We start from the raw sequence: 19,910 nt of genomic DNA, 5'->3' as shown, positions 1-19,910 counted from the left end.
ATCCATGAGCGCCCAACCCAAACCTGCCGATCCCTATGCTCGCATGAACGGGCCGGTAGTCAGCGCGCAATTGATCGAAGACCTTCGCGGACCTTCGCCATCGCAACAGGCTCTGTACTGGATTGCAAGGTCGATGGAGGAAGCAAAGGCGGGGGCGGCACGAACCGCCGCTGAGGTGCTGGCCGATCTTGATCGATTGATCGACCGCGTCGAAGCCGAACGTGGCGATTGAGGTCCGGCTATCCGCACGCGCTGAGAGCCAGCTTGTCGACCTGTCGATGACAATCGCGCTTGAAAGTCCATCAGGCGCCCGCCGATTGCGGACGGCAGTGGCCCAGCTGCTTGATCGTATCGGCGAATATCCAGAAAGTTGTCCTGCCGTCGGCGGCGACCCGACACTGCGCATAGGGCTGGCGGCGCGCCGCCTTCATCTTCTCTACCAGATCCGCGACGACGGCCTCTTGGTGCTGGACGTCGTCTATGCGGGTTACGACCTACGAAAGCTGTTCGACGAATGACTGAAACCCTCCCCACCGTCCTGGTCGTCGCCGTCGCCCTGATCGATGTCGACGGGCGGGTGCTGATCGCCAAACGGCCGCAGGGCAGGAAACTGGCGGGCCTGTGGGAGTTTCCCGGCGGCAAGGTCGAGCCGGGCGAGCGGCCCGAGGCGGCCTTGATCCGCGAGTTGCAGGAGGAGCTGGGCATCACCGTCAGCGAATCCTGCCTGGCGCCCTTCGTCTTCGCCAGCCACGCTTACGATTCCTTTCACCTGTTGATGCCATTGTATCTGTGCCGACGGTGGGACGGCGTGGTCACGGCGCGTGAACACGACGGCCTGGCCTGGGTGAAGCCGAACAAGCTTTCGGACTATCCCATGCCGCCGGCGGACGAACCCCTGGTCGCCTGGTTGCGCGACCTGCTCTGATCACCGCCGACCAGGGAGGCCGGCTATGAGGCGTCTCATCGCCCGTTTCCTGTCCGACGACGACGGCGCCACCGCCATCGAATACGGCCTGATCTGCGCCCTGATCGTCCTGGTGATCATCAGCAGCCTGGCCGCCATCGGGGGATCAAACGAAGGTAATTTTAACCAGGTCATGCAGAAGATTTCCGACGCCATGAAGGCTTGATCGCCTTCAGTCGATCTCGTCGCCGGTCATTTCCTTCACGCCCAGGGCGTCCGCCAGCCGGACCTTGGCCGAGCCGCGCGGCAGCGGCTTCTGCTGGCTCTCGTGCGGTTTCCAGCCGGCGAGGTGGATGATCTCGAAGGTGGCGGGGATCCGGCCGTCGGCGTCGCCGTGGCGTTCGGCGTACAGGGCGGCGGCGCGGGCGATCACGGCGCGACTGAGGGGACGGATCGGGCCGTACAGCACATTGGTCTCGCCCATGGCGCGCAGGTCGCGGATCAGGGCGAACAGATCGGGATAGCGGACGGTGAACCGGTCCACGTCCGACACGGGCAGGGCGAAGCCGGCCCGCTGCAACAGGGCCGCCCCGTCATAGCCGTCGGCGAAGGGCGAGACCCGCGCCTGGGCCCCGCCGCGCTCGGCCAGTTCCGCCTCGGTCAGGACCGACCGCAGCTCCTTCAATGTGCCCGCCCCGAACAGGGTGCCGAGGAACAGGCCGTCCGGCTTCAGCGCTCGCCGGATCTGGGCCAGGGCGCCGGGCAGGTCATTGGCCCAGTGCAGGCTGAGCAGGGAGACGATCAGATCGGTGGACTCATCCGCCAGCGGGAGGGCGGCGGCGCCCGGCGCGGCGCGTTCGGCCAGACCGGTCGGGGTCGCAACCGACCCCACACGCCCGGCGGCGTCGCTGCCCGCCAGGGCCTGGGCGAACGGGCCGGAATGAGCTGAGAGGTCGACCGCGGCCGGAAACTCACGCAGGATGGCTTCCAGGCTGCCCGCAGCGTTCTCGGCCGCCCGGACGTGCAGGAAGTCGGCCTCGCCCAGCCTATCGGCGGCGCGCGCCAGACGGGTTTCACGCCGGCGGGCGTCGAAAATGCGGGGTGGAGCTTCGGGGGAGGCGGTCATGGATGTGCAGGATGGGGGTTGGCGGCGCGCCTGGGAAGGGGCCGGGCGTCAGTTGCGCGATGTGGGGCGCGGCTTGGCCGATCTGGTCCTGCCGCCCCTGGCCCATGACAGCCGCGAGGCCACGGCGGCGGCGGGACTGACCCCCGACGCCTGGAGCCGGATCAAATTCCTGGAGGCGCCGGTCTGCGACGGCTGCGGCGCGGCCTTCGAATTCGACGGCGGCGCCTTCGCCGAGACCCGCTGTGCTGCCTGTATCGCCCAGCCCTACAGGTTCCAGAGGGCGCGGGCCGCCTGTCTGTACGACGACCATTCGCGCGGTCTGATCCTGCGGTTCAAGCACGGCGACCAGCAGCAGTTCGCCCCGCTGTTCGCCCGCTGGATCGGCCGGGCCGCCGCCGATCTGATCGAGGGGGCCGACGCGGTGGTTCCCGTGCCCCTGCACCCGTTCCGCCTGTTGTCACGGCGGTTCAACCAGGCGGCCGAGATCGCCCGCCCCCTGGCCCGCCACGCCCGGTTGGACTATCTGCCCGACGCCCTGGTCCGCACGACCCACACCGACAGCCAGGGCGGCAAGAGCCGGCGTGGGCGGCGGATGAACGTGAAAAAAGCCTTCGCCGTCACCGAGGCTGGACGCCGCCGGATCAAGGGCCGGCGCATCCTTCTGATCGACGACGTGTTGACCACCGGCGCGACCGGCGAGGCCTGCGCCCGCGCCCTGATCGAGGCCGGGGCGCGGGGCGTCGATCTGGCCGTGATCGCACGGGTGCGAAACGCCCGTGAACTGACTATGTAGATTCAAACCGCCCCGCTTGCGCGCAGGGCGCCCATTTTCTGGAGTTCTGATTTGGCCGACGTCGTCATCTACACCAAGCCCGGCTGCCCCTATTGCTACAGCGCCATGGCGCTGCTGAAGAAGAAGGGCGTCGACTATACCGAGATCGTCGCCTCCAACGACCCCGAGAAGAAGGCCGAGATGGTCGAGAAGTCGGGCGGGCGCATGACCTTCCCGCAGATCTTCATCGGCGGTCAGCACGTCGGCGGCTCGGACGACATCCACGCCCTGGACCGGGACGGCAAGCTCGACCCGCTTCTGGCCGCCTGACCCGATGAGCAGCGGGCTCGACATCGCCCTGATCCAGACCCGCACGCCGGCGACGGCGCAGGCGGCCCTGGCCCATGTCGAGCCCCTGATCCGCGAGGCGGCGGCGGGCGGGGCGAAATTCGTCCTGACGCCTGAAGGGACGAACGTCCTGGAACAGCGTCGCGACCGTCGCGACGCCGTCATTACCGACGAGACCGCCGATGTCGTCGTCCTGGGCCTGCGACGGCTGGCGGCGGAACTGGGGGTCTGGCTGCTGATCGGCTCCGCCATCGTCAAGTCGGGCCACGTCGGAGACAGCCGTGCGGCCAACCGGTCGCTGCTGGTCGATGCGTCCGGCGGGATCGTGGCCCGATACGACAAGCTGCACGTCTTCGACGTCGATCTGCCCAATGGCGAGCGATACCGCGAGAGCGCGACGGTGCGGCCCGGCGACGGGGCGGCGGTCGGCGACACCCCTTGGGGGCGGCTGGGCCAGACGATCTGCTACGACATCCGCTTTCCCCATCTGCACCGTCAGCTGGCCAAGGCCGGGGCGTCCATGATCGCCGTTCCCGCCGCCTTCACGGCGCCGACGGGCGAGGCGCACTGGGAGACCCTGTTGCGCGCCCGGGCCATTGAGACCGGCGCCTTCGTCCTGGCCCCGGCCCAGGGCGGGCTGCACGAGGACGGCCGCCGCACCTGGGGCCGTTCGACCGTGGTCGGCCCCTGGGGTGAGATTCTGGCCAAGGCGGATCACGACGAGCCTTGCATCCTGACGGCGAAGCTGGACATGGAGGCGGTGGCCAGGGCGCGGGCGGCGGTGCCGGCCCTGACCCACGACCGCGACTTCCTGCCAGTCTCCTGATGCGCTCATGATCCGATACGCCCTGAATTGCGACCAGGCCCACGACTTCGAGGCCTGGTTCGGCTCGTCCTCCGATTATGACGACCAGGCGGCGCGCGGCCTGGTCGAATGTCCGTTCTGCGGCTCGCGCTCGGTGCAGAAGGCGATCATGGCCCCGGCGGTCAGCGGAACGCGGAAAACGACGACCACGCCCGATGTCGCCGCCCGGATGCAGACCATGATGATGGAGGCGGCGCAGCAGGTGCGCGCCCATGTCGAGGCGAACTTCGACTATGTGGGCGATACGTTCGCCCGTGAGGCCCGCGACATCCACGAGGGCAAGTCGGAGAAGCGCGAAATCTATGGCGAGGCCACGCCCGCCGAGGTGAAGAAGCTGAAGGAGGACGGCGTGCCGGTGGCCGCCCTGCCTGCCCCGCCGCCGGATCCGTCCAAGGTCAACTGAGGTGGCCTCGGGGGAGGAGCGGTATCAGGAGTTCGCGCCGCCCCCGGCGCTGCGGCCTTTCGTCCGCGTCATCTGGACCTACGCCGCCCCCGATCCGACCCCGACGATCCAGCGCATCGCACCTGACGGCTGTCCCGAACTGGTGTTCGACATCGGCGCCCCCTATGCGGAACAGGGCGAAGACAGGGCGTTCCGCCTGCAGCCCTCGGCCCTGTTCGCCGGCCAGATGACCCGGCCCCTGGCCATGAAACCAACAGGCCCGACCGAACTGGTCTCCGTCCGGTTCGAGCCCGACGGGGCGCGGGATTTTCTGGGGCGGCCGCTGAGCGAGGCGACCAACCGACGGCTGGACATGGTCGAACGCCTGGTCGGCTTCGATCCACCAAAGGGCGATCCGGCGGGGCAGGCGGCGGCCTTCGTCGCCTGGCTGACCCGCCAGAAGCAGCACGCGAACTGGACGATCGATCCGATGGTCCGCGCCGAAGTCGATAAGGCCGCCGCCGAGCACCCGGCCACCGCAAAGTCGCCATCGGAGCAACGGGCGCTTCAGCGGCGCTTCGCCGACCGCGTCGGGGTCCCGCCCCGCCTGCTGCGGTCCATATTTCGCTTTCGCCGGGTGTTCGACCACGCGGCCCAGCCGGATGGCGAGACCGAGGGCTGGCTCGAAGCGGGGCTGGAGGCCGGCTATTTCGATCAGCCGCAGATGGCGCGCGACTTCCGGCGGTTCCTGGGCTGCACCGCCACCGACTGGGCGCGAGAGCAGCAGGCCCTGGCCCGGGCCATCGCGTCGCAAACCTACAAGCCGGCGGGACCGCAAGCGGCCTAGCCTGCCGCTATCGACCGGAGAGGGAAACCGACCATGCTGACCCCGCTGCTTCTCGCCGCCGCCCTTCAGACGGCCCCCGACCTGCGCCCCGACCTGGGCTGGATGGCCGGCTACTGGTTGTCCTGCGAATCTGGGCGCGAAGTGTCCGAGACCTGGACCGATCCGCGTCTGAACCTGATGCTGGGGACATCCCTGACCGTGCGCAGCGGCCGCGCGGGGTGGGAGCTGTCGCGCATCGCCCCGGTCGATCCGACCCCGGCGGCGCCCCTGGCCTATTTCGCCCATCCCGAGGGACAGGCCCCGACGATGTTTCCGGTCGTCGCCTCCGGCCCGAGCCGCGTGGTGTTCGAACAGGCGGCGGACGACGACTTTCCCAAGCGCATCGTCTATGAACGGGAGGGCGATGTCCTGAACGCCCGGATCGAAGGCGTGTTGGACGGTCAGGAGAGGATCATCCGATGGCGCTTCCAGAAGGCGGAGCTGAACACGCGCTGCCCGGCTTAGACTGGCGCCCCATGCGGCCGGCCGACATCGACGCTGTGGTCGAGGTCGCCCGCCTGTCCTTTCCCGATCATTTCGAGGACCGGGCCTGTTTCCAGAACCGGCTGGCGCTTTATCCGCGCGGCTGTTTCGTGCTGGCGTATGGCGAGGCCCCGGCCAGGGGCTATCTGATCGCCTATCCGTGGCGGGCCGACAGCGCGCCGCCGCTGAACACGGTGATCGAGGGCCTGCCGGCCGATCCCGACCTGATCTATCTGCACGATCTGGCCCTGCACCCCCAGGCGCGTGGCGGCGGGGTTACGGGAGCCGTCGTCAAGCGGCTGGCCGAACAGGCGGCCGAGGACGGCTGGCCCGCCATCGCCCTGGTCGCCGTCAATGACGCCGTGGGTTTCTGGTCCCGTCACGGCTTCAAAGAGCGTGAAACCCCCGGCCTGGCGGAGAAACTGGCCAGCTATGGCGCCGACGCCCGCTATATGATGCGTGACCTTCAGGACGCTTAAGGCGCGCTTGATCCGGGGCGTCTGAACGCCTGCTCTGGTCTTTCCGTCCACATGCCTGTAAGAGGCGCGCGCTCCCTGCATGCCTTTTCATGACCAGCGGCCGCCTGCATCCCGGCCGCGCCTTTTCGCGATTATCAAATGAACCTGCGCAACGTCGCCATCATCGCCCACGTCGACCACGGGAAGACGACCCTGGTGGACCAACTGCTGGCCCAGTCCGGCGTCTTCCGAGCCAATGAGGCGACGACTGAGCGCGCCATGGACTCCAACGACCAGGAGAAGGAACGCGGCATCACCATCCTGGCCAAGTGCACCTCGGTGCTCTGGAACGGCAAGGCCGGCGAAACCCGCATCAACATCATCGACACCCCCGGCCACGCCGACTTCGGCGGCGAAGTCGAACGCATCCTGGGCATGGTGGACGGCTGCGTCATCCTGGTGGACGCTGAAGAGGGCGTCATGCCCCAGACCAAGTTCGTCTTGACCAAGGCCCTGAAGATGGGCCTGCGTCCGATCCTGTGCATCAACAAGGTCGACCGCGCCCACGCCGATCCGGACCGCGTCCACAACGAGACCTTCGACCTGTTCGCCGCCATCGGCGCGACGGACGAGCAGCTGGACTTCCCGCACATCTACGCCTCGGGCCGCAACGGCTGGGCGACGATGGATCTGAACCAGCCCAACGACAACCTGGCCCCGCTGTTCGACCTGATCGTCGATCACGTTCCCGCGCCGAAGGTGCAGGAAAACAAGGACAAGCCGTTCCAGATGCTGAACGTGCTGATCGAATCCGACCCCTTCCTGGGCCGTCTGCTGACCGGCCGTATCGAGAGCGGCAAGGCCGTTCCCGGCATGGCGATCCACGCCCTGGACCGTGAAGGCAAGGAAATCGAGCGCGGCCGCATCACCAAGGTCCTGGCCTTCCGCGGCCTGAAGCGTCAGGCCCTGGACGAGGGTTCGGAAGCGGGCGACATCGTCGCCATCGCCGGCATGTCCAAGGCCACCGTGGCCGACACCCTGTGCGCCATGGAAGTCGTCGACGCCCTGCCGGCCCAGCCGATCGACCCGCCGACCATCTCGATGACCGTCTCGGTCAACGACAGCCCCCTGGCCGGTCGCGAAGGCGACAAGGTCCAGTCGCGCGTCATCCGCGACCGCCTGCTGAAGGAAGCCGAAGCCAACGTCGCCATCCGCGTCACCACGACCGAAGGCGGCGACGCCTATGAGGTCGCCGGCCGTGGCGAACTGCAGCTGGGCGTTCTGATCGAAAACATGCGCCGCGAAGGCTTCGAGGTCTCGATCTCGCGTCCGCGCGTGGTCTTCCAGGAAGGCCCGAACGGCGAGAAGCTGGAACCCATCGAAGACGTCATGATCGACGTGGACGACGAGTTCTCGGGCATCGTCATCGAGAAGCTGTCGGCCCGTAAGGCCGAAATGACCGACATGGGTCCGTCGGGCGCCGGCAAGACCCGTATCCAGCTGAAGTGCCCCTCGCGCTCGCTGATCGGCTATCAGGGCGAGTTCCTGACCGATACGCGCGGTTCGGGCGTGCTGAACCGCGTGTTCAGCCACTATGAGCCGCACAAGGGCGCCATCGCGGGTCGTCTGAAGGGCGTGCTGATCTCGAACTCGGACGGTGAAACCGCCGCCTTCGCCCTGTGGAACCTGGAAGACCGCGGCGTCATGTTCGTCGGCGCCGGCGAAAAGACCTACCAGGGCATGATCATCGGCGAGAACGCGCGCTGGGACGACCTGGACGTCAACCCGATCAAGGGCAAGCAACTGACCAACGTCCGCGCCGCCGGCAAGGACGAGGCCGTGCGTCTGACCCCGCCGCGCCAGATGTCGCTGGAACAGGCCATCGCCTATATCGACGACGACGAGCTGGTTGAGGTGACGCCGAAGTCCATCCGCCTGCGCAAGCAGACGCTGAACCCGTCGTTCCGCAAGAAGCGCGTTCGTCCGGAGTAAATACGGATCATTCACGGACGCGAAGCATGATGCGGCCTATAGAAGGCTGACATGACCGTTTCGCCCAGTCTGGATGACCGCCTTGACGAGGCCGCCCGCGCGGGAGATCCGCGCGCGGCGGTCGCGTCCGTTTTGCGCGACAGTTTCGACGCCGCCCGCGCCCGCGCCGAGCGCAAACTGGACGGGGGCATGAAGGGGCGCGAGGTCGCCCGCCTGTACGCCGCGGCCGCCGACGACATGCTGGCGGCCCTGTGGCGGGTCGCGACCCAGGTCCTGTTCCCCGTCTCCGCCGTCGAGAGCGAGCGCCTGTCGTTGGTGGCGGTCGGCGGCTATGGCCGGGGCGTCCTGGCCCCCTATTCCGACCTCGATCTACTGTTCCTGAGGCCCGCCAAGGCCACGCCGCGCGGCGGGACGGTGATCGAGTTCGTCCTCTATGTGCTGTGGGACCTGGGCATCAAGGTCGGGCCGGCCGTGCGGTCGGTCGAGGAATGCCTGACCCTCTCGCGCACCGACATGACGGTGCGGACCACCCTGCTGGAGGCCCGGCATCTGGCCGGCGACGAGCGGCTGTCGGACCTGATGATCGGCCGGTTCCGCGACATGGTGGCCAAGGCCGACCCCCGCCCCTTCATTGCCGCCAAGCTGGAAGAACGCGCCGCCCGGCACCAGAAGGCGGGCGTAACCCGCTACAAGGTCGAGCCCAACGTCAAGGACGGCAAGGGCGGCTTGCGCGACCTCAACACCCTGTACTGGATCGCCCGATCCCTGGCGCCAGACAGTCGGCTGGGCGCCACCGTAATGGACGAATTGTTCACCCCGCGCGAGCGACGGGCCTCCGACGACGCCTTCGACTTCCTGTGGCGGGTGCGGATCCATCTGCACCTGGTCGCCGGACGGGCGGAGGAAAAGCTGACCTTCGACATGCAGCCCGAGGTGGCCCGGCGCATGGGCTGGCAGGGCCGCGGCGACGAACCGGCGGTGGAGCGGTTCATGCGCCGCTATTTCCTGATTGCGCGAGATGTCGGCGCCCTGACGCGGGCCATGTCGGCCAAGCTGGAGGCCCGGCATCAGAAGACGGCCCAGGGCCTGTCGCGCCTGATGATCCCGTTCCGGACCAACCGTCGCAAGCTGGAGGTCGAGGGCTTCTGGGTCGATCAGGGCCGGCTGTCGGTCGAGGACGCATCGGTGTTCGAGCGTGATCCGATCAAGCTGCTGAGCCTGTTCGTCTATGCCGACCGCCATGATCTGGACCTGCACCCCGACGCCTTTTCGGCCGTGACCCGGTCCCTGTCCCTGGTGACGCCCAAGCTGCGCCGCGATCCGGAGGCGACGCGGGCCTTCCTCAGCGTCCTGGCCCATGGCCAGAGGCCCTACCGCACCCTGACCATCATGAACGAGACGGGCCTGTTGGGCCGGTTCCTGCCCGAATGGGGGCGGATCGTCGGCCAGACCCAGTTCAACATGTACCACGCCTATACGGTGGACGAGCACACGCTCCAGGCCATCGGCGTCATCAACGACATCGCGCGCGGCAAGCTGAAGACCGACCACCCGATGGCGTCGGAGATAGTCCACCTGATCTCGGACATGGAAGCCCTGATGCTGGGCATGTTGCTGCACGACGTCGGCAAGGGGGGCGAGCGGGGGCAGCTGGAGGACGGCGCCATCGCCGCGCGCCGGGCCTGCGAACGGCTGGGCGTCGATCCGCGCCGGATCGAACTGGTGGTCTGGCTGGTCCGCAGCCATCTGGCCCTGTCCGACTACGCCCAGAAGCGCGACCTGTCCGATCCGGCCACCATCCGCGCCTTTGCCGAGCTGGTCGGCGATCCTGAGCGTCTGAGAATGCTGCTGGTCCTGACCGTGGCCGACATCCGCGCCGTGGGGCCGGGCGTCTGGAACGGCTGGAAGGGGCAGTTGATGCGCACCCTCTATGACCAGGTCGCCGCCCTGTTCCGCGGCGAGGACGTGGCGCGCGAGGATCCGCTGGCGGCGCACCCCGCCCTGGTGCAGCGGGCGCGTCAGACCGGCGCCGCCGCCGAGGCCGCGCCCCTGACCCCGGTCGAGGGCCTGCCGGTCCAGGCCACCGAAATCTCCATCGCCGCCGCCGACCGGCCCGGCCTTTTCGCCGACCTGGCCCAGACCATGGCCGCCCTGGGCGCCGACGTGACCGACGCCCGGGTGGCGACGACCAGCGAGGGCGTGGTTCTGGACGTCTTCCGGGTGCAGGACGGGGCGGGCCTGCCCTATGGGCAGGCCGAGCCGCGCCGGCTCAAGGCCCTGATCGAGGCGCTGGAAAAGGCTTCGCGCGGCGAAGGCCGTATCGGCAAGGCCCCCGCCCCCGCCGGCAACGCCCGCAAGGCCGCCTTCGAGGTCCGGCCCGTGGTCATGGTCGATCACCACGCCAGCGAGACCGCCACCCTGGTCGAGGTCTCGGGCGCCGACCGCCCCGGCCTGCTGGCGGCCCTGTCGCGGGTCTTCAACGACGAGGGGCTGAACATCCGCTCGGCCCATGTCGCCTCCTACGGCGAGCGGGCGGTGGACAGCTTCTATGTGGTGGACGGCAAGGGACGGAAGATCACCTCCGAACAGCGGATCGCCGAACTGCGCGCCGCTCTGGAAGCCGTGCTGGACAGCCGCGCCCCGGCCCCCGAAGGCCGCAAGGTCGCCTCGGCCCGCGCCAGCGCACGCGACGTCTCGGACCTGGGTCGCCGGACCCGCGCCAAGCCCGTATCGCCGCCGCCGGAAGCGCGCTAAGCCTCGGTCTTCTCCAGCCTTCCTCCCCCCGGTCAGCATGAGCCTCGCCCGCAACACCTTGGTTCAGTCCACGCTGACGCTCGGCAGCCGCCTGCTCGGTTTCGGACGCGACCTGGCCCTGTCGGCCAACTTCGGCCAGGGGGCGCTGATGGACGTCTGGTCCACGGCCCTGATGCTGCCCAACATGTTCCGCCGCCTGTTCGCCGAGGGCGCCTTCGCCCAGGCCTTCGTGCCGGTCTATGGCGGGGTCAAGACGCGCGAGGGCGACGCGGCGGCGGCGGTGACGGCGTCGGAGGCCATGTCCTTCATGTTCGCCGTGGTCGCGGCCTTCTGCATCCTGTTGCAGGTCGCCATGCCCTGGATCATCCCTCTGCTGCTGTCGGCCTGGAAGGACGACGCCGAGGTGATGCGGGTCGCGGTGATCGCGACCCAACTGGCCATGCCCTATCTGGCCTGTATGACCATCGCCTCCCTGTTGTCGGGGGTGCTGAACACCGGCGGGCGGTTCGCCCTGTCGGCGGCGGTGCCGGTATTCCTGAACCTGTGCACCCTGGCGCCCCTGATCGGCGGGTTCGTCCTGCCGGTGTCGCCAGAGACCGTGCTGCTGGCCACCAGCGCCGCCGTAACGGTCTCGGGCGTCATCCAGGCCGGTCTGTTGTGGTGGGGGGTGCGCCGTCTGGGCGTGAAGCTGAAGCTGGGCCTGCCGCGCCTGACCCCGAACGTGAAACGCGCCCTGGCCCTGGCCGTGCCCGGCGCCATGGCCGGGGGAGCCATGCAGGTCAACTCGGTCGTGTCTCAAGTGCTGGCCGGTTCGGACGCCGGCGCCCGCTCTGTCCTCTACAACGCCGACCGCCTGTACCAGCTGCCCCTGGGCCTGGTCGGGGTGGCGATCGGCCTGGCCCTGGTGCCACGCCTGACGCGGGCCTTCGTCTCGGGTGACCATGAGGGCGGGCAGAAGACGCTGGACGACGGGATCAACCTGGCCATGGCCTTCACCCTGCCGGCCGCCGTGGCCCTGTTCGTCATTCCCTTCTTCATCATCGACGCCACGGTGACGCGCGGCGCCTTCACCAGCGCCGACGCCGCCCGCACCGCCGATGTGCTGCGCCAGTTCGCCTGGGGGGTGCCGGCCTTCGTCCTGGCCAAGGTGCTGACCCCGCCCTTCTTCGCGCGCGAGGACACGCGCCGGCCGATGTATTTCGCCGTCGCCGCCGTGATCATCACCGTGGTCTTGGGGTCCGGCCTGTTCTTCTGGTTCCGCGCCCTGGGTTGGGACGGGGTGCTGGGCCTGGCCATCGCCACCAGCGTCTCGGCCTGGATCAATGTCGGCCTCCTGGCCGGGGTGCTGATCCGCGAGAACAGCTGGCGGCCGTCGCCGGCCTTCGTCTCGCGCATCGCCCGCGTCCTGGCCGCCAGCGCGGTCATGGCCGGCCTGCTGCTGCTGGCCGGGATCAACTATGGACTGCTCAGCCAGGTGCTGCTGGCCAAGGAGATCGCCGTCCTGGCGGTCTGCGGCCTGGGCGCGGGCGTCTATGGCGCCTGTCTGCTGGCCTTCCGCGCCGTCACCCTGTCCGAGCTGAAGGCGACGCTGCGCCGCGAGCCGGGCGGTTCGACCGTGTCCGGTCTGGACTGAACCCTATCGAGGCGATAAGCGCGAGCCATGATCCTTTCGGGCCCGATCTTTGACCGGCGATGGCGCGGCTGAACCGCCGCACTCTTCGCCACGCCTGACAACGACTTTTCGAGACCCGACCGACCATGACCGATCAAACTCCCCCGGCCCTCTACACCGGCCCGCGCCGCATCCTGTCCGGCATCCAGGCCTCCGGCGCCTTGCACCTGGGCAACTACCTCGGCGCGCTGAAGCGGTTCGTCGAACTACAGGACCAGGGCGCGCCGGTCTTCGTCTTCGTCGCCGACCTGCACGCCATCACCGTCTGGCAGGAGCCCGAGAAGCTGGCGGCCCAGACGCGCGAGATCGCCGCCGCCTATCTGGCCTCGGGTCTGGACCCGGCCAAGTCGATCATCTTCCCGCAATCGGCCGTGCGCGCCCATGCCGAACTGGCCTGGATCTTCAACTGCGTCGCCCGCCTGGGCTGGCTGGACCGGATGACCCAGTTCAAGGAGAAGTCGGGCAAGCACAAGGAGCGGGCCTCGGTCGGCCTCTACACCTATCCCGTGCTCCAGGCCGCCGACATCCTGCTGTACAAGGCGACCGAGGTGCCGGTCGGCGAGGACCAGAAACAGCATCTGGAACTGACCCGCGACATCGCCGCCAAGTTCAACAACGACTTCGGCGTTCCCGGCTATTTCCCCGTGCCCGAGCCCATCATCCAGGGGCCGGCGACGCGGGTCATGTCCCTGCGCGACGGGGCGGCCAAGATGTCCAAGTCGGACCCGTCCGACAACAGCCGCATCAATCTGACCGACGACGCCGACACGATCGCGTCCAAGATCCGCAAGGCCAAGACCGACCCCGAACCCCTGCCGGAAACCCTGGAGGGGCTGAACGACCGGCCCGAGGCCAAGAACCTGGTCGCCATCTACGCCGCCCTGGCCGGCCTGACCCGCGAACAGGTGATCGAACAGTTCGGCGGCCAGGGCTTCGGCGCCTTCAAACCGGCTCTGGCGGATCTCGCCGTCTCGGCCCTGGCCCCCGTCACGGCCGAGATGCGCCGCCTGATGGACGATCCCGCAGAGATCGACCGCGTGCTGAAGGACGGCGCCGACCGCGCCGCCGAGGTCGCCGACCCGGTGGTGGACGAGGTCAAGAAGATCGTTGGCTTCTGGAGGGGGTAGGCCGCTGGCGGTTTCCGGACGCGGCGTCCCGGCGACCGGTTCCGCGGCCGCGACGCGGGGGTTAGAAGCCCGACCATGAACCATCCCCTCGATCGCGCCGTCTGGAACGCCCTGACCACCCGTCTGTCATCTTTCACGACGGCGGAGTCCGACACACGCGCCGTGCGCATCGATCCCGAGGTCGGGGTTTTCCTGTCGGCCGCCGACGCCTCGCCCCAGAGCCGCGCCCGCCTGACGGAGCTGGCGCGGCTCCATCCAGGCGCGGGAATGGTCGAGCATTCCGACGGGCCGATGGCCGACCTCCTGCCGGAGGGGATCGTCGTGAATCGCCGCATCGGCCTGGTGCAGATGACCTCCACCGCTCTGACGCCCGAAAAATCAACCGGCCGAGGATCCAACCTGCCCTTCGAGACCCTGACCGAGGCCGACGCCCCGGCCATGCTGGCCCTGGCGACCTTGACCCGACCCGGTCCCTTCCGCTCGAGGACCCGCGAACTCGGCCCCTTCGTCGGGATCAAGCACGACGGCGAACTGGTCGCCATGGCCGGACGACGGCTGCGAGTGGACGGCTTCACCGAGCTGAGCGGGGTCTGCACCCACCCCGACCACCGGGGGAAGGGCTATGCGGCCGCCCTGTCGCGCGCGGTGGTCGGCGAAATTCACGCCTCGGGCGAGGCCGCCTTCCTGCACGCCTTCGCCGATCATGAGGCGACCATCGCCTTTTACCGTTCGCTGGGCTTCGAGGTTCGAGCGCCGATGGTCTATACGATCCTGGCCGACTGACAGGGAGACCACCATGGGCGTTTATGAAGCGAAGATCGCCTGGAGCCGGGGCGATCAGCCCTTCCTCGACAAGCGCTACAGCCGCGCCCATTCCTGGACCTTCGACGGCGGCGCGGTGGTGCCGGGGTCGTCGGCCCCGGTCAGCGTGCCCGTGCCGATGTCCGATCCGGCTGCGGTCGATCCGGAAGAGGCGATGGTCGCCTCCCTGTCCAGCTGCCACATGCTGTGGTTCCTGGCGTTCGCCGCCAACGCCGGCCTGGTGGTCGACACCTATGTCGACGAAGCCTCTGGCAAGATGGGCAAGGACGAGAACGACAGGAGCTATCTCGCCCAGGTCACGCTGCGGGCCTGCACCAGCTTCACCGGCCGCGTTCCCTCGCTGGAAGAGCTCGACGCCCTGCACCACCAGGCCCACGACCACTGCGAAATGGCCCATTCGGTGCGGGCTGAAATCATAATAGCGCCAATGATCGGCTGACACTTTTGCGCGCCACAATCAATCATGGGTTGATTGATTTACGCTCATGAGTTTTTATTTCGAGGGAGATTGGCTCCCTTGGAGAAAAGCATGACTTTACATCGAGTCGCGACGGGTCTGTTCCTCGCGGTACTGGTCGCCGGGTCCGCCGCCTTCGCAGGCCAGCCTGGTCCAGTTTCCAAACCACCGGCCCAGCAAAGCCCCTCGAAGGGCCTCCAAGTTTCCAAGGCGCGCTACGATACCTACGCGCAATGCTATGCGGCCACACGCTTGCAATGTCGGGCTCAGCACCCCGGCGACAACGCAGCCTTCATGGGGTGCTGGATTACTCTGCAAGCGGAAGTGTGCGCTGGCTTGCCCGGCGAACCCTGAGTCCACTCGGCGCCCGCCCTTCTGAAGGGCGGGCGTTTCCATTCGATCAGGCGGCCCGCGCCGTCTCTTCTTCGACCAACGAGCGGAACAGGCCGTGGGCGGCGACCATGCCGTCCGAGGTCGCCAGGGTGATGTTGGACGCGGCGCGCGCCAGGTCGCCGGCGGCGAAGACGCCCGGCTGGGACGTCGCCTGCATGGCGTCCACCTTGATCACCCGGCCCATCGGCGTGTCGGTCATCTCGCAGCCCAGCCGCTCGGCGAAGGGGCTGGCGACGCGGACGCTGGCGCCGACGAAAATGGCCTTCAGATCCACGAACCGCCCGTCGGTCAGTCGGACCCCGGTCAGCGTCGGGGCCTCGCCCTCCAGCCGGGCGATGGGCGTAGTCTCTATGGTCACGCCGCGCCGGTACAGCAGATGGGCGTCCTCCGGCGACAGCCCGACCTCCAACCCCATGAACAGGGTGACCTGGCCCCACTCCGCCACGGTGGCGGCGTACTGGACCGCATGGTCGCCGCGGCCCAGCACCCCAATGGGGCCGCCGCCGATCTCATAGCCGTGGCACCAGGGGCAGTGCAGGGCCGTGCGGCCCCAGCGTTCCTTGACGCCCGGAATATCGGGCAGGACGTCCTCGACCCCATGCGACAGCAAAAGCCGGCGGCCGCGCGTGCGCGTGCCATCGGCGAAGGCGACCGAGAAGCCGCCGTCGATCCGCTCAATCGAGATCGCCTCGGCCATGCGGAAGGCGGCGGTGGGATAGGCGGCGACCTGGGACCGGGCGGCGGCGGCGATCTCGGCGCCGGGCTTGCCGTCGTTGGTCAGGACGCCGTGGGCGCGGGCGGCGAAACGGTTGCGCGGCCGTCCATCGTCGATGACCAGCACCCGGCGACGGGCGCGCACCAGTTGCTGGGCGGCGGACAGGCCGGCGTAGGAGCCGCCGATGATCAGGGCGTCGTGCGGCATGGGTTCACTCGGGGCGATGGGCGTTGAGACGGGCATGGAGCAGGTCCCTCTTCGGATGGTCGGCCATCCGGCGCGCGAAGTCCGCCGCCAGATCGGCCAGGGTGATCTCGTTCAGTCGCGCGACCAGCAGGGCGCGGGCGGCGGCGTAGGTCTCGGCCAGGGCCTCGTTGACCGCCGCCTCGACCAGGCAGCCGTGGGCCTCGACCGGCGGGGTTTCGCGGAACAGGCGGGGCTCGCCCAGGGCCGTGTTCACCTGGCCCAGGGTCACTTGATCCAGCGGCCGGGCCAGCCGCCAGCCGCCGCCATGCCCCTTTTCCGAAGCCACCAGCCCCTGTTCGCGCAGGCCGGCCATTGTCCGGCGCACCACCACCGGATTAGTCGACAGGCAGACGGCCAGCTGGTCCGAGGTCATGGGCGCGCCGGTCCGCGCCTCATGCTCGGCCATGTGCAGCAGGGCGTGGAGGATGTTGGAGAGGCGGGAATCCCTTTTCATGTAACTTCAATTGTTACGTGATGAGCTGCGCGTCAAGGCGCGGGCCGGGATTCTTTTTAGACGTTGGGCGCGACGTCGGTCAGGAAGGCGCGGAACCGCCGCAGAGAGTCCTCGGTCAGGTCCGGGTCGTGACGCATCGGACCGTTATTGGTCGGCTCGTCGAAGGCGTGGGTGCCGGCGGCGACCCAGCTTTCGACCTCGGCGCCGCAGTTGCGGATCATGGCGTTGACCTGTTCGGCGTTGCGCACCGTGGTCAGGTGGTCGCGCTTGCAGGTGACGGCCAGCACCTTGGGGCAGTGCCGCCAGGGCTTCATCCGGTTGAAGGCGAACGGGCCGATATAGGGATAGGCCAGCCAGACGGCCCGCACGCCCGACAGGTCGGCCGCGCCCGGATCGGCGACGCCCAGGGTGTTCGGCGCGGGATCGGCGCTCATCATCTCCATGATCGACCAGCCGCCGTGGCTCCAGCCGGCCAGGGTCAGCCGGGTCGCGTCCACGTCCGGTCGGGCCGAGATTCCCTGAATCGCCGCCAGGACGTCGCCGCCCCGCTCGTATCCCCGGAAGGCCAGGCCGGTGCAGACCGCTGCCAGGGTGAAGGTCCGGCCCCAGCCGCGCGGGCCGTAGGAATCGACGATGAAGGCGCGCCAGCCGGCCGCCTTCGCCGCCTCAGCATAGCGGGGCAGGTGGTCGCGCAGACCGCCGCAGCCGTGGAACAGCAGCACCGCCGGCCGGGGCCGGTCGTCGTCGGGGCCGACAACGGTAAGATGGGGTTCGAGGCGGGCCCAGCGGCGCTTCAGGTCGTCCATCCCCGATTTACGCCGCAGCTTGCGCCCGAACGCCAGCCCCCTTGCGCATTTCGTTGTTCAGATATATCTGATCGCTTATGAATAGATATATCGAAAAGGAATCGATCATGAGATCCAAGGGGATCTTTCAAGGCCGCCGCGACGGATGCGGCGAAAAACACGGCCGCCACGGCGGCTTCGGCCATGGGTTTGGTCATGCGTTCGGGCGCGGGATGCGCGGCGGACGCGGCGCGGGCTTCGGGCCGGGCTGGGAAGGCGGCGAGGGGCGTGGCCACGGCCGACGCGGCGGCGGCGCGCGCCTGTTCGACCACGGCACATTGCGCTGGGTCCTGCTGTCGCTGATCGCGGAGAAACCCAGCCACGGCTACGAACTAATCAAGGCGGTCGAGACGAAACTGGGCGGCGCCTATTCGCCCAGCCCCGGCGTCATATACCCCAGCCTGACCCTGCTGGAGGAGATGGGGGCGCTGGAGTCCGAGGCCCAGGGCGGCAAGAAACTGTACTCCATCACCGAGGCCGGCCGCGCCTTGCTGGCCGAGAACGCCGAGGTCCTGCGCGCCGCCGAGGCGACCATGGACAAGTTCGCCTCCCGCGCCCTGCGTCCCACCGCCATCCAGGACGCCATCGGCCGCCTGCGCCACACGATCCACGGCCGTCTGACGGGCGAGACCGCCCTGACCGAGGCCCAGGTCCAGGCCATCGCCGCCATCCTGGCCGAGGCCGCCGACAAGGTGGAACAGGCATGACCGACGCCCTGCGCATCCCCCGCCGCGTACGGCACGAATTGAAGTTCCGCACCCTGACCGTCGCCTCGGTCCAGGACCTGACGCCGGCCTATCGCCGTATCGTGCTGGAGGGGGCGGATCTGGACGGCTTCGTCTCCCTGGGCTTCGACGACCATGTGAAGATCTTCCCGGTCGCCGAGGGCCAGGCGCCGGTCCTGCCGACGGCGGGGCCGGACGGTCCGGTCTTTCCCGAGCCCCGTCCCGTGGCGCGCGACTACACCCCCCGCGCCTATGACGCCGCCGCCCGCCGCCTGACGCTGGACTTTGTCGTCGGCCATGGCGGTCCGGCGACCGAATGGGCCATGGCGGCCGGGGTCGGCTCGGTCCTCGGCGTCGGAGGGCCGCGCGGCTCGTTCGTCGTCCCCACCGCCTTCGCCGACCATGTCCTGATCGGCGACGAAACGGCCCTGCCCGCCATCGCCCGTCGTCTGGAGGAACTGCCCGCCGGCGTCCGCGCCCATGTGGTGGTCGAGGTCGCGGACCTAGATTCGACATGGACCTTCGACAGCGCCGCCGAAATCGCCGTCACCTGGGCCGTCCGCGACGGCGCCCCGCGCGGCCGGGCCGACTTCCTGCTTGCCGCGCTCGATACGGCCCTGACCGGGGTCAGCCCGCAGGACGCCTACGTCTGGATCGCCGCCGAATCCGCCGTGGCCAAGGCCCTTCGGACGCGCGTGCTGGCTCTCGGCTTTTCGGCCAAGTCCATGAAGGCGGCCGGCTACTGGCGCCTCGGCGGCGCCGGCGCCCACGAGGTCATCGAGGACTGAAACTCAAACATCCGTCACCCTCGGGCTTGTCCCGAGGGTGACGGCATCTGTATTCACCCCGCCACGCGCAGCGTCAGGTTCAGCCGCCCGCCGCCGGGGATCAGGCGCGACGAGCCCGCCAGCACGCGGTCGATCCCATGCCGGGCCAGTCGCGCCGGCCCCGTCAGGGCGCAGACGTCGCCGCTTTCAAGCTTGAGACCTGTGGTGCGCCCGCCCTCGGCGGCGCCGATGCGGAACATGGCCGCGTCGCCCAGCGACACCGACAGGACCGGCGCGCCCAGGTCGGCCTCGTCCTTGTCCTGGTGCAGGCCCATCTTCGCCCCCTCGCGATACAGATTGACCAGACAGGCGTCCGGCCGCCAGGGGCCGCCGACCGTCGCCTCCCAAAGATCCAGCAGCACCGGCGGAATATCCGGCCAGGCCCGCCCCGTCTCCGGATGCGTCGGCTGATAGCGATAGCCGCCCCGGTCCGAGACCCAGCCCAGTGGCCCGAAATTGCTCATCTTCACCGAAAACGGCCGCCCGCCCGGCGTCTGCGGCCGGTAAAAGGGCCCCGCTTCCAGCCGCGCGAACACCGCATCGACCAGATCAGTCTGGGCCTGGGCGTCCAGGGCGCCGGGCCAAAGGCGGAAGCCTTCGACGGCGGTTTTGACCTCTAAAATCGCGGACATGGCCCCATCCTGAGCGAAAACCGGT

General features: G+C 68.8%; 24 protein-coding genes. 19 read left to right on the top strand and 5 right to left on the bottom strand.

The features are described 5' to 3' along the window. Nucleotides 1-4: 4 nt before the first annotated feature. Genes ACW177_RS02555 through ACW177_RS02540 form a run of 4 tightly spaced genes read left to right on the top strand, consistent with a single transcriptional unit; the run spans nt 5 to nt 1,130 of the window. Nucleotides 5-232, top strand: coding sequence for a hypothetical protein (locus tag ACW177_RS02555; RefSeq protein WP_492027101.1), 228 nt, complete (start codon nt 5-7; stop codon nt 230-232). Next, complete coding sequence (locus ACW177_RS02550) at nt 222-518, top strand: type II toxin-antitoxin system RelE/ParE family toxin (RefSeq protein ID WP_492027100.1); 297 nt, start codon at nt 222-224, stop codon at nt 516-518. The genes ACW177_RS02555 and ACW177_RS02550 overlap by 11 nt, the downstream gene beginning before the upstream one ends. Then, nucleotides 515-925: a (deoxy)nucleoside triphosphate pyrophosphohydrolase gene (locus tag ACW177_RS02545; RefSeq protein WP_492027099.1), complete on the top strand. Its 411-nt coding sequence runs from the start codon at nt 515-517 to the stop codon at nt 923-925. The genes ACW177_RS02550 and ACW177_RS02545 overlap by 4 nt, the downstream gene beginning before the upstream one ends. Nucleotides 926-950: 25 nt before the next feature. Then, the gene (locus tag ACW177_RS02540; protein WP_492027098.1) at nt 951-1,130 is read left to right on the top strand and encodes a Flp family type IVb pilin; all 180 of its coding nucleotides are present in this window, start codon (nt 951-953) and stop codon (nt 1,128-1,130) included. 6 nt (nt 1,131-1,136) lie between these two features. On the opposite strand, the gene ACW177_RS02535 is transcribed toward ACW177_RS02540, so the two are convergent. Next, nucleotides 1,137-2,030: a methyltransferase domain-containing protein gene (locus ACW177_RS02535; protein WP_492027097.1), complete on the bottom strand. Its 894-nt coding sequence runs from the start codon at nt 2,028-2,030 to the stop codon at nt 1,137-1,139. On the opposite strand from ACW177_RS02535, the gene ACW177_RS02530 reads away from it, so the two are divergent. The 13 genes from ACW177_RS02530 to ACW177_RS02470 all read left to right on the top strand — a co-directional run bounded on the left by ACW177_RS02530 (nt 2,029) and on the right by ACW177_RS02470 (nt 15,030). Beyond that, nucleotides 2,029-2,823, top strand: a complete 795-nt coding sequence (locus ACW177_RS02530; RefSeq protein WP_492027096.1) for a ComFC family protein — start codon at nt 2,029-2,031, stop codon at nt 2,821-2,823. The two genes, ACW177_RS02535 and ACW177_RS02530, sit on opposite strands and share 2 nt — an antisense overlap. A 51-nt stretch (nt 2,824-2,874) precedes the next feature. Then, nucleotides 2,875-3,132 (top strand): glutaredoxin 3, encoded by a 258-nt coding sequence (gene grxC / locus ACW177_RS02525; protein ID WP_492027095.1) that lies wholly within the window; start codon nt 2,875-2,877, stop codon nt 3,130-3,132. A 4-nt stretch (nt 3,133-3,136) separates the two neighbouring features. Continuing rightward, nucleotides 3,137-3,976 carry a carbon-nitrogen hydrolase family protein gene (locus ACW177_RS02520; RefSeq protein ID WP_492027094.1) on the top strand — a complete coding sequence of 280 codons (840 nt, stop codon included), beginning with the start codon at nt 3,137-3,139 and terminating at the stop codon, nt 3,974-3,976. A gap of 7 nt (nt 3,977-3,983) precedes the next feature. Continuing rightward, on the top strand, nt 3,984-4,418 hold the full coding sequence (locus ACW177_RS02515; protein ID WP_492027093.1) for a DUF1178 family protein: 435 nt from the start codon (nt 3,984-3,986) through the stop codon (nt 4,416-4,418). 1 nt (nt 4,419) lies between these two features. Then, nucleotides 4,420-5,244, top strand: coding sequence for a DUF6597 domain-containing transcriptional factor (locus ACW177_RS02510; RefSeq protein ID WP_492027092.1), 825 nt, complete (start codon nt 4,420-4,422; stop codon nt 5,242-5,244). Between the two features lie 33 nt (nt 5,245-5,277). Beyond that, nucleotides 5,278-5,748, top strand: coding sequence for a DUF6265 family protein (locus tag ACW177_RS02505; RefSeq protein WP_492027091.1), 471 nt, complete (start codon nt 5,278-5,280; stop codon nt 5,746-5,748). 11 nt (nt 5,749-5,759) lie between these two features. Further along, nucleotides 5,760-6,245 carry a GNAT family N-acetyltransferase gene (locus ACW177_RS02500; protein WP_492027090.1) on the top strand — a complete coding sequence of 162 codons (486 nt, stop codon included), beginning with the start codon at nt 5,760-5,762 and terminating at the stop codon, nt 6,243-6,245. 138 nt (nt 6,246-6,383) lie between these two features. After that, nucleotides 6,384-8,216, top strand: a complete 1,833-nt coding sequence (gene typA, locus ACW177_RS02495) for a translational GTPase TypA (RefSeq protein ID WP_492027089.1) — start codon at nt 6,384-6,386, stop codon at nt 8,214-8,216. Between the two features lie 51 nt (nt 8,217-8,267). Next, nucleotides 8,268-10,970, top strand: a complete 2,703-nt coding sequence (gene glnD / locus ACW177_RS02490; RefSeq protein WP_492027088.1) for a [protein-PII] uridylyltransferase — start codon at nt 8,268-8,270, stop codon at nt 10,968-10,970. Between the two features lie 37 nt (nt 10,971-11,007). Beyond that, nucleotides 11,008-12,603: a murein biosynthesis integral membrane protein MurJ gene (murJ, locus tag ACW177_RS02485; protein ID WP_492027087.1), complete on the top strand. Its 1,596-nt coding sequence runs from the start codon at nt 11,008-11,010 to the stop codon at nt 12,601-12,603. A gap of 125 nt (nt 12,604-12,728) precedes the next feature. After that, a complete protein-coding gene (trpS, locus tag ACW177_RS02480) occupies nt 12,729-13,769 on the top strand; it encodes a tryptophan--tRNA ligase (RefSeq protein WP_492027086.1) in 1,041 nt (346 codons plus the stop codon). Nucleotides 13,770-13,844: 75 nt separating this feature from the next. Further along, nucleotides 13,845-14,552, top strand: a complete 708-nt coding sequence (locus tag ACW177_RS02475) for a GNAT family N-acetyltransferase (protein ID WP_492027085.1) — start codon at nt 13,845-13,847, stop codon at nt 14,550-14,552. Nucleotides 14,553-14,565: 13 nt separating this feature from the next. After that, on the top strand, nt 14,566-15,030 hold the full coding sequence (locus tag ACW177_RS02470; protein ID WP_492027084.1) for an OsmC family protein: 465 nt from the start codon (nt 14,566-14,568) through the stop codon (nt 15,028-15,030). A gap of 418 nt (nt 15,031-15,448) precedes the next feature. Here ACW177_RS02470 and ACW177_RS02465 read toward each other — a convergent pair whose 3' ends face one another. The 3 genes from ACW177_RS02465 to ACW177_RS02455 are packed head-to-tail and all read right to left on the bottom strand — an operon-like array spanning nt 15,449 to nt 17,662. Then, nucleotides 15,449-16,363: an NAD(P)/FAD-dependent oxidoreductase gene (locus tag ACW177_RS02465; protein WP_492027083.1), complete on the bottom strand. Its 915-nt coding sequence runs from the start codon at nt 16,361-16,363 to the stop codon at nt 15,449-15,451. A 4-nt stretch (nt 16,364-16,367) separates the two neighbouring features. Further along, nucleotides 16,368-16,856 carry an Rrf2 family transcriptional regulator gene (locus ACW177_RS02460; protein ID WP_492027082.1) on the bottom strand — a complete coding sequence of 163 codons (489 nt, stop codon included), beginning with the start codon at nt 16,854-16,856 and terminating at the stop codon, nt 16,368-16,370. 56 nt (nt 16,857-16,912) lie between these two features. Continuing rightward, the gene (locus ACW177_RS02455) at nt 16,913-17,662 is read right to left on the bottom strand and encodes a dienelactone hydrolase family protein (protein ID WP_492027081.1); all 750 of its coding nucleotides are present in this window, start codon (nt 17,660-17,662) and stop codon (nt 16,913-16,915) included. Between the two features lie 107 nt (nt 17,663-17,769). On the opposite strand from ACW177_RS02455, the gene ACW177_RS02450 reads away from it, so the two are divergent. Together ACW177_RS02450 and ACW177_RS02445 are read left to right on the top strand one after the other, a co-directional pair. Continuing rightward, on the top strand, nt 17,770-18,408 hold the full coding sequence (locus tag ACW177_RS02450) for a PadR family transcriptional regulator (protein WP_492027080.1): 639 nt from the start codon (nt 17,770-17,772) through the stop codon (nt 18,406-18,408). Further along, nucleotides 18,405-19,214: a siderophore-interacting protein gene (locus ACW177_RS02445; RefSeq protein WP_492027079.1), complete on the top strand. Its 810-nt coding sequence runs from the start codon at nt 18,405-18,407 to the stop codon at nt 19,212-19,214. Before ACW177_RS02450 ends, ACW177_RS02445 begins: the two co-directional genes overlap by 4 nt. Before the next feature lie 53 nt (nt 19,215-19,267). Here ACW177_RS02445 and ACW177_RS02440 read toward each other — a convergent pair whose 3' ends face one another. Further along, nucleotides 19,268-19,885, bottom strand: a complete 618-nt coding sequence (locus ACW177_RS02440) for an alpha-ketoglutarate-dependent dioxygenase AlkB (protein ID WP_492027078.1) — start codon at nt 19,883-19,885, stop codon at nt 19,268-19,270. Between the last annotated feature and the right edge of the window lie 25 nt (nt 19,886-19,910).

It is taken from the genome of Brevundimonas sp. AVps23W, assembly GCF_058681395.1.
The sequence above is the reverse complement of the archived record's forward strand: the minus strand, read 5'-3'. Positions and strand labels throughout refer to the sequence as shown.